The following is a 6,739-nucleotide window of genomic DNA, read 5'->3' on the forward strand; positions in this document are numbered from 1 at the left end:
TTGGGGTGCTAACTTTTTCGAGACCTTTTGCGATACTTTCATTTTACCGAAAACATAAGAAAATGCAAGAAATGACAAAATCCCATTCAAAACGTGTAAAAATTATGCAGATGGTGACGAAAAAAACATCGTAATTTTATGAATTATGCCAATGAAATTTACATAAAGCAAAAGGCGGAAAGACGCTATTTTTTTCCGTTTTTCTTAGCGTACCATATGGTTTGGCACCTTTTCAGAACTCAATATTAAAAGTCAAAACTTGTGTATCTTCTGTATTTTCTTGTTTTACCTTGTTTTCTTGCGATGCTATATTGGATGCATAGAGAAGCACAAGGATCGATCCCCTGTTGCTCTTACACTCTACGCATAATGGTAAATTTGAGTTTGTGATGGGGGAAATGTCAATTTAATATGGAAGACAGAATCAAAGAACTGACAGATGAGCTGCTAATCGGAGCCTATGATCTGCATGTCCACACGTCTCCCTCAGTCTTTCCACGGGAGCAGGATGGCTTCCAGTTGATTCGCGAGGCAGATGCCGCTGGTATGGCGGGTGTGATGCTGAAGAGCCACTACGAATCTACTGCGCTTCGAGCCAGCCTTATCAATCAGTACAGCGGATGCAAGGCCAAAGCCTACGGTGGACTAGCCCTAAACTGGCCCGTAGGCGGGCTAAATATTTATGCAGTCAGCAATGCATTGCGGGCAGGCGCCAAAATCATTTGGATGCCAACGCGAGACTCAGCCAACAGTTTGTGCTACGGAGACATGGAGGGCGATTTTTTTTCTCGTAAGGGCATTACGCTTCAAAAAGAGGACGGCAGCCTGAAGGATGAGGTATATGAGATCATGGATGCCGTGAAACACTCTGGGGCGGCACTCGCTACTGGGCATCTAAGCCCGAAGGAATCTGTTCTGTTATGTCGAGTGGGGCGGAGTCGGGGGACCCGGATGATCCTGACGCACCCGGAATTTCCGCGGACATATCTGGAGCCCGCAGTCCAGTTGGAGTTGGCCAAGCTTGGCGTCCTCGTAGAGAAAAACTGGTTGAATATTATGCAAGGCCGCGTTACAGCGGCTCAGATGGCCGCAACCATACGTCTGCTGGGTCCTGGTCAGGTATATATAGCTACGGATCGCGGGCAAAAGGGCCACCCCACTCCGGTTTCAGAGTACCGCCGGTTTGTCTGTGCACTTTTGCAGGAGGGACTGACAAAAGACGAATTGATGAATGCCACCCACGATGTGCCGCGAGCCATTGTGGACGGAGGATAACAGTCAACGAGAGAAATAGAAAAAAAGTGTGTTGAAAATTGAAGGAGGAAATTTGGGATGGAATTTAAGAAGATATTTGCAGGGGTTCTCGCCGGAGGTATGGTTTTCAGTCTGGCTGCCTGCGGCAGCAACGGAGGCGTAGCCTCCGGTTCCAGCAGCGCAGAGGGGAAGTCCCTCACGCTGAGTATCGGCTATACCACTGCAGCTAACGAAGACGATCCGTATCACCTGTCTGCCCTACGGTTCAAAGAGGTGGTCGAAGAAAAGACTGGCGGACGTATCACCGTCAACGAATATCCCAGCAGCCAGCTCGGCTCCGAGCCTGAGATGTGGGAAGGGATGCAGACAGGTACCTGCGACATGGCCGTGATGACCAATGCGTATGTGTCCTCTTATGTCCCCGCCAACGGCGCACTGGATTTGCCATTTATCTTCTCCGATCTGGAACAGGCTCGTTCCGTTGTGGACGGCGAATTCGGTCAGGCTCTGATTGATAATCTGGAAGGCACAGGCGTAACTTGCCTCGCTTTCTCTGAGGGCGGCTTCCGCCAGCTGTGCACCCGCAACGCGGCGATTAAGACCCCCAACGATTTGGCTGGTTTGAAGATTCGCTGCATGGAGACAAAAACCTACCTTTCCGCATACGGTGCGTTGGGCGTCAACGCCACACCTATGGCATGGGGTGAGTTGTTGACGGCGTTGCAGCAGGGAACAGTGGACGGCTGCGACGCACCTTTGAGTGTGCTCTACACTAACGGCTTCCCTGACATCTGCAAATATATCGACAATGTGAATCTATTCTATTCCCCGCTGCCCATCTGCATCTCATCCAATGTGTTTTCCTCTCTGTCCGCAGACGATCAGCAGATTCTGCGCGATGCTGCGGCAGAGGCCGTGACTGCCGTCCGGGACAATAACGACGCAAAGGCGGATTCCATGGAGAACGATCTGGCGGCGCAGGGCATGACCATCATTCCCGCAGAGGAGGTGGACGCAGAGGCGTTCCGCGCGGCAGTTCAGCCCTGCTATGAGGAAATGGAGTCCTATATCGGCAGCGATTGGATTCAGCAGGTCAAAGAGTTGGTCGGTATGAACAACTAAGCAGTAAAAGCCAGCGCCGCCACGGGGAAACGCCAAAGTGTTTCCCCGCAAGGCGGCGCCTTTTTAAGGGAAAGAAAGGTACGTACATGAAAAAACTACATCGTGTATCGGATATCACGAATCAAATTGTTAGCTATCTCGGAATTACCATCTTCGTCGTGCTGATCCTTGCCTGTGTCACGCAGGTGTTCTGCCGGTTCGTTCTGAACAATTCCCTCTCTTGGACGGAGGAGCTGGCACGGTACTGCTTCATTTGGATGCATATGCTGGGCGCGTCTTTGCTGATTGAGTCTAGCTCCCATGCCACCGTAACGGCGGTACTGGATCTGCTTCACGGTGCAGTGCGCAAGCTTGTAGACGTTGTAGTTGAGCTGATTATCTTTTTCAACGGAACCGTTATGCTCTACGCAGGCGCGCAGCTGGCATATAGCTCTCGTGCGAACCTTAGCACTGCCATGTCCCTGCCCATGTGGTGCATCAATTCATCTGTGGCGGTGGGTGGCCTGCTGCTAATGTTTCAGGCATTTGTTCAGATTGCCGTTATTTTGCTAGAAAGAAAGTCCGGGGAGGAAGAAGTCGTATGACGCTGGTTTTTGTGATTTTATTTGGGCTAATGCTGCTAGGCGTTCCAGTGGCATTTGCCATTCTCTCCTCTGGTATGGCCTATCTGGCTACCACTGGAACCAGTATTTTGGTGGTGGCTCAGCGGCTGATCTACGGGTTGAACTCCTTCACGTTGCTGGCTGTGCCGCTATTCATTCTGGTGGGCAATCTGATGGATTTTGGCGGCATCTCCAAGCGGCTGACAGACTGGGCCAAAAGCCTTCTGGGCTGGCTTCCCGGCGGACTGGGCATCGTCACTGTATTCTCCTGTGCCATCTTCGCAGCGTTGACTGGCTCTGGCCCCGCCACCGTAGCGGCCATCGGTTCGATCATGCTGCCTTCTATGATGAAGGCGGGCTATTCCAAGGAAACCAGCGCAGGTCTGGTAGCCGCTGCCGGAGCGCTGGGACCCATCATTCCGCCCAGCATTCCCATGATTATTTACGGCGTGACAATGAACCTGTCCATTCCCGCCATGTTTGTAGCCGGTGTAGTTCCCGGACTGGTCATAGCCCTGGTGCTGTCCATTGTCAACATCTTCTTCGCTTATAAAAATCCGCAGGTCATTCAATATGCTAAAACCATGAAGTTTGATTTCAAGCTCTCTTTGAAGCTGTTCTGGAAAGCGCTGGGTGCACTGGGCCTGCCTGTACTAATTTTGGGAGGCATTTATGGCGGTATTTTCACTCCCACGGAATCTGCGGCGGTTGGCATTGTATACGCGCTGGTGGTGGGCTTTGCATTAAAAGAACTGAAGCTCAAAGACTTGCCCAGAATCCTCATCTCATCTTTGAAAACCTCCACCATGGTGAACTTTATCATCGCGGCAGCCTCTCTGTTCTCTTGGGTCGTGTCGAAATCTCAGATTGGAACCGTCATTTCAGATGCCTTTGTCAATTTGGTGGGCGGCAGTCAGGCCATGTATCTGGCGGTTCTGGTGGTCATTCTGCTGGTGGTAGGCTGTCTGATGGACAACGTAGCGGCAACGCTGATTTTAGCCCCCATCCTGATTCCTGTTGGAATCTCTCTGGGCTGCAACCAGCTTCACATCGGTATGCTGTTTTGCATCTGCCTTGTGGTTGGCTTCGTCACACCGCCCTTCGGGTATAACCTGTTCACGGCGGTATCTATTTCCGGGTTGAATTTCAAGCAGATCGTTAAGGGTACGCTACCCTTCCTGCTGGCAGAAATCCTGCTGCTGTTTGTGTTTGCTTTTGTCCCTGGTATCATCACATGGCTCCCCAGCTTGATGGGATATACTTTTTGAGGTATACTACTAATACGGAGAACGGCGATCCATTCTATCCGGAATGAATCGCCGTTTCCCTTGTTTCCACATTCCGAAAGCGGCAGGAAGGAGCGTGCTATGAGAATCGGATTTGAGGTCTTTTTGACCGTGGCGAAAGAACTGAGCGTTTCCAAGGCGGCAGCTCAGCTCCACATCACCCAGCAGTGCGCCAGCGACCACATCCGGCGGCTGGAAAAAGAGTATCAGGTTTTGCTGTTCGAGCGCAAGCCCCGCTTCCGGCTGACGCAGGCGGGAGAAATTATGCTGCACAGCCTGCAAAACATTCAAATTGTGGAGTGCAGTATGGAGAAGAATTTGGGCAGCATCGCACAGGGAACCAAGGGCATGTTCTCCCTAGGAATAAGCACTTCCCGCGCACCCATTATCCTCCCACGGGTTCTGCCACACTATTATCACGACTTTCCCAACGTGAATATCTCTTTCAGTGAAGAGGATACTCAGGTACTGGAGGAACGGCTTCTCTCCGGCCAAATTGACCTGTTCATCGGGGTCAACACAACGCCTTTTCCAGAGTTCCAAATTTCTACACTCAGCACGGACGAGCTGATGCTGGTTATCGCCTCGGACTTGCTACACCGGAACTTCAGCCCCAGAGAGATTGAGTGCATGCGTGGCGGAATCGACCTGAATCAGTTCTCTCATGTTCCTTTTACCCTGAGCTTTAAGACAGGGAAGGTGAATCATGCCATTCAGGAATATTTAGACTATCACAATGTGCAGCTGAACGTCACGTACAATATCAGCGACAGCGAAACGCAGATTATGCTTTGCACCTCTGGAATCTGCGCCTCACTCTGTCCCAAAATGCTACTAGCTACGGCATACCGCCACAATCTCTCCTGCGGCAAGGGCAGCTTCTTGCATATGTTTCCGGTAAAGAATCTAGGGCGGCAACTGCGGGTTGATCTGGTCAGTCACAAAGATGCAGTTCAACCACTGTTCATCCGTAGCTTTATGGAGATTATTCAAGAGGAGGTTTGCAAGCTTGGACAGTTTGACCCTACCGGCCTAGGTGGCCAATATGTCACGGTGGGCGGATAGCTGGACTTTATTTCTGCCTTGGAGTTATGTAACAACACGAGGGCAGCTAGACAATTTAGTTGTTTTTCCCACACGTTTTCCGTTATAAAAACCTACGCAGAATGAATAAAGGTAAATGTTAAAAGTTTATGCACGAAGGGTTTTCTAGTAGATCACTAGAAATGCGGTCACTTGTACAGTATTCACTTTAAGCCTTTTCTTCCACAAACCATCGTCCCTTCTCAAACCAGAGATACGACTCCTGTCCCTGAATCCGGCAGGTATAGCGATCTCCAACACCGCCAACGCTCTCACAGGCTGCCCGTCGAACATCCAGAACACGATCCACGGGGTACTTGTGATTTCCATCAAACTCGATCATCAGGGGACGCAGCTTCCCTTCCGCCTCAAACCGGACAATCACCGGTACATACTTTTTCTTTCGTTCCATCCCACATTATCTCCTAAAATAGCCCACTGGATGTACCGTATGGTCATCCTTTGGATTAATGCTGCCAAGAATCGGATCTGTTTTCAAAATAGCTCGCTGGATACTGAGATAACCATATCGCTGCCGGAGTGCATCGACTGATCGGTCAATGCGCTCCCACTTGTCCCGGCGCTGATCGTCTTGATACAGTGACATCTGTGCGTACTCGTACGCCTCCACCAGACCGCTCCCACGAATGCCGATGCTGCGAATCGGTTTATTCCATTGGTAGTTGGCACGGAACAAAGCGTAGGCCACGTCTGCCAGTTCTGCGCTGGAACAGCTGGGCGACGGTAGCTTCCGCTGGCGAGTAAAAGATTGCAGTGTCGTATCGCGGACGTACACTTCTACCACTGTACAGCGGGAGGCCAGCTCACGCATTCGGCAACATACGCTCTCCCCCAGTAGAATCAGCATCAAGCGAACATCTTCATTGCAGATAAGATCTTTTGGCGTGGTGGCACTGTTTCCCACGGACTTCACGGCGGGGATATGCTCCGTGGTCTGCACCGGAGTAATATCCCGGCCATTGGCAAAGGTGTGCAGGATGACGCCCATCTTTCCCAGCCTGCGGTGGAGAAACTCCACCGGCGCGGTCGCCAGCGCACCAATGGTACGAATACCGACGCGGTTGAGCTTTTCCCGCGTGGCAGGCCCCACATACAGCAGGTCTTCCACCGGAAGTGGATAGACAATATCGCGATAGTTGTCTTGCTCAATTCGAGTGACGGCGTCCGGCTTTTTGTAGTCGCTTCCCAACTTGGCAGTGATCTTGTTGTCAGCCACTCCAATGCTGGCGGTAATGCCCAGCTCAAACTTAATGCGGCGGCTGATCTGCTCCGCAATTTTGACCGCGCTGCCAAAAAGAGCGGTGCTTCCGGTGACATCCAGGTAGGCTAAGCACTCAGCGCCTTGCCGTGTCACCACGGCAGGTTTCCAAA

Annotated in this window: 7 protein-coding genes; 5 read left to right on the forward strand and 2 right to left on the reverse strand. The window is 51.4% G+C overall.

Going from position 1 to position 6,739, the window contains the following annotated elements; all coding sequences use genetic code 11:
- The first annotated feature begins 411 nt into the window (after positions 1 to 411).
- From RT018_RS15390 to RT018_RS15410, 5 genes are all read left to right on the forward strand, one after another.
- Complete coding sequence (locus tag RT018_RS15390) at positions 412 to 1,275, forward strand: DUF6282 family protein (protein ID WP_040659031.1); 864 nt, start codon at positions 412 to 414, stop codon at positions 1,273 to 1,275.
- 57 nt (positions 1,276 to 1,332) lie between these two features.
- Positions 1,333 to 2,376, forward strand: a complete 1,044-nt coding sequence (locus tag RT018_RS15395; RefSeq protein WP_312943197.1) for a TRAP transporter substrate-binding protein — start codon at positions 1,333 to 1,335, stop codon at positions 2,374 to 2,376.
- An 86-nt stretch (positions 2,377 to 2,462) separates the two neighbouring features.
- Positions 2,463 to 2,960, forward strand: a complete 498-nt coding sequence (locus RT018_RS15400) for a TRAP transporter small permease (RefSeq protein WP_040659033.1) — start codon at positions 2,463 to 2,465, stop codon at positions 2,958 to 2,960.
- The gene (locus RT018_RS15405) at positions 2,957 to 4,246 is read left to right on the forward strand and encodes a TRAP transporter large permease (RefSeq protein ID WP_040659035.1); all 1,290 of its coding nucleotides are present in this window, start codon (positions 2,957 to 2,959) and stop codon (positions 4,244 to 4,246) included. Before RT018_RS15400 ends, RT018_RS15405 begins: the two co-directional genes overlap by 4 nt.
- A 99-nt stretch (positions 4,247 to 4,345) precedes the next feature.
- Positions 4,346 to 5,329, forward strand: a complete 984-nt coding sequence (locus RT018_RS15410) for a LysR family transcriptional regulator (RefSeq protein WP_051131475.1) — start codon at positions 4,346 to 4,348, stop codon at positions 5,327 to 5,329.
- A gap of 187 nt (positions 5,330 to 5,516) precedes the next feature.
- On the opposite strand, the gene RT018_RS15415 is transcribed toward RT018_RS15410, so the two are convergent.
- Positions 5,517 to 5,759 carry a hypothetical protein gene (locus tag RT018_RS15415; protein ID WP_040659037.1) on the reverse strand — a complete coding sequence of 81 codons (243 nt, stop codon included), beginning with the start codon at positions 5,757 to 5,759 and terminating at the stop codon, positions 5,517 to 5,519.
- 6 nt (positions 5,760 to 5,765) lie between these two features.
- On the reverse strand, positions 5,766 to 6,739 hold a 974-nt coding region (locus RT018_RS15420; RefSeq protein WP_312943198.1), incomplete at its 5' end, for a DNA polymerase IV.

Origin of the sequence: Oscillibacter sp. (genome assembly GCF_032060045.1) — a bacterium.
In the GTDB taxonomy this organism is placed as follows: domain Bacteria; phylum Bacillota; class Clostridia; order Oscillospirales; family Oscillospiraceae; genus Oscillibacter.

Excerpts from the sequence above, each read along its gene's own strand:
- RT018_RS15415 (WP_040659037.1), bottom strand. The coding sequence starts at position 5,759 with ATGGAACGAAAGAAAAAGTATGTACCGGTGATTGTCCGGTTTGAGGCG.
- RT018_RS15405 (WP_040659035.1), top strand. The coding sequence starts at position 2,957 with ATGACGCTGGTTTTTGTGATTTTATTTGGGCTAATGCTGCTAGGCGTT.
- RT018_RS15395 (WP_312943197.1), top strand. The coding sequence starts at position 1,333 with ATGGAATTTAAGAAGATATTTGCAGGGGTTCTCGCCGGAGGTATGGTT.
- RT018_RS15390 (WP_040659031.1), top strand. The coding sequence starts at position 412 with ATGGAAGACAGAATCAAAGAACTGACAGATGAGCTGCTAATCGGAGCC.
- RT018_RS15410 (WP_051131475.1), top strand. The coding sequence starts at position 4,346 with ATGAGAATCGGATTTGAGGTCTTTTTGACCGTGGCGAAAGAACTGAGC.
- RT018_RS15400 (WP_040659033.1), top strand. The coding sequence starts at position 2,463 with ATGAAAAAACTACATCGTGTATCGGATATCACGAATCAAATTGTTAGC.